Source organism: Microcystis sp. LE19-84.1B, from assembly GCF_027531875.1.
GTDB classification, from domain to species: Bacteria; Cyanobacteriota; Cyanobacteriia; order Cyanobacteriales; family Microcystaceae; genus Microcystis; species Microcystis panniformis.
Genome location: NZ_JAPZSR010000194.1, coordinates 1 through 1637 on the forward strand (window position 1 = coordinate 1; position 1637 = coordinate 1637).

General features: G+C 36.6%; 2 protein-coding genes and 1 pseudogene. All 3 read right to left on the reverse strand.

Annotation, left to right across the window (positions count from 1 at the left end):
• A pseudogene (locus O9324_RS11460) lies at positions 1–281 on the reverse strand (hypothetical protein); the annotation flags it as partial.
• A gap of 40 nt (positions 282–321) precedes the next feature.
• The gene (locus O9324_RS11465) at positions 322–459 is read right to left on the reverse strand and encodes a hypothetical protein (RefSeq protein WP_288140243.1); all 138 of its coding nucleotides are present in this window, start codon (positions 457–459) and stop codon (positions 322–324) included.
• 196 nt (positions 460–655) lie between these two features.
• The gene (locus O9324_RS11470) at positions 656–1603 is read right to left on the reverse strand and encodes a DUF4351 domain-containing protein (RefSeq protein WP_288140244.1); all 948 of its coding nucleotides are present in this window, start codon (positions 1601–1603) and stop codon (positions 656–658) included.
• Positions 1604–1637 lie beyond the last annotated feature (34 nt).

The window sequence follows — 1637 nt, forward strand, 5'->3', positions numbered from 1 at the left end:
ATTCCTCGTAACTCCCCAATTTCCTCACCAATTTTCCTTCCTCGTAACTCCATATTACTCATTAAAGGCATGGTTCTTTCCTCCTCAAATTGTTTGATTTTACTCTCTAAACTTGACTGTAATTCAGGGGATAAAGTCATCATATTGTCGATGATTTCAAACAGTTTAATTATCTGTTCCCTCTCGAACTCCTTTTCATATAATCCCCTGATTAACCTCCACTTCCACTGTTCCCGTTCTGGCAGCTTCCCTGTAGTCGCTTTCGTTTTCAGATGTGCCATGACTATTATAGCAAAGGGATTGCTACTTGCTTCCAATTAGTCACTGATAACTGATAACTGGTAACTGATAACTGATTAGTTGGTAAACTTCGAGAAAAAAGAAGTATAAAAACGATTCAAAATACTCGCTTAATGCTTCTTTCCAGGGTTCATCATAATTGGCGGTTTGTGATGTCATGTTTTAGGTTGTAACTCTATTGTATAATCTCATCCGAGATGTCAGTACAAGGGGGATGCTTCCCGCGTTAACCCTTCTCTTTCAATCAAAACTCACTTGAAGTCCAGAAAACGGGTTTCTTTAAGAAACCCATTTTCTCGATAATGGTGTTGAAACTGAAGCTTATCTGTTAATTCCCCCCCTGAAAATGACAATTTTACAGGGTAATTAAAGTATTTAACCAATTGATTAAATCTTCAACCGTAGAGAAATCGAATAAAGCTTCTGCTAATACTTCGACATCATCAATACTTAACTGCATGATTTGAGTTTCCAACGAAGGATTAATCTCACCTAACTTGCGTTTAATTTGACGAAGAATCAATGTTTTTTCCCGTTCAATACCCCGTTCGATACCTTGTTCAATACCTTGTTCGATACCTTGACGCATCCAACTGGTGGTAATTTGCATAACTCCCTCCTGTACGGGTTGACTAAATGTGCTAATCTCTTCTTGAAATTGTATCTCTTCCACTGGATTTAGATTGAGATATGTATCAATAAATCCAGAAATTAATTGCATTTTCGCTGGATTTAACCTTAAAGTAATTAACAAGCGCAGACATTCCGCCTTAACCTTGGCTCGCTCTTTCTCGGCAATGTTCATCTTCGCCATCAAAGCTGAAGCAACCGGATTCGGTTGATTGAGAAAATCTCGCCAATTTAATCGATTTAACTGCACTACTTGATAGTTAAATTCTAATACCTTAAAATCGGGAAAATCGACTACATATTGACTAATCGCTTCTCTTTTTGGCTTTGAATAAGAAAAAATTACAATCGGATAAATCGGTAAAACAAATTTCTCATGAAAGCGAGCAAAATAACTAAACATTCGCCGATTAAACCACTTGCGGGAACTTTGCTGCGCCTCTACATGAATCAGAAAAAAAGATTCTTTTCCTCGAAACTTAACCTGTGCGACTAAATCGCTTTCATATCTTTCTCCTTCCGTGACATCAGTAAATACTTCTTTGTCTAAAAAAGTAATCGAGTCTCTATCTAAATAATCCATCAATTGAGGAAAAAATAACTCGATAAATTCGACAAAAAAGGTGGAGATTAACTCTTTAAATAAGCGGTCATGGTCAATATTATTAGTCATGTAATGTCATCTTAACTAATCTGAGCGATGAATG

Excerpts from the sequence above, each read along its gene's own strand:
- O9324_RS11465 (WP_288140243.1), bottom strand. The coding sequence starts at position 459 with ATGACATCACAAACCGCCAATTATGATGAACCCTGGAAAGAAGCATTA.
- O9324_RS11470 (WP_288140244.1), bottom strand. The coding sequence starts at position 1,603 with ATGACTAATAATATTGACCATGACCGCTTATTTAAAGAGTTAATCTCC.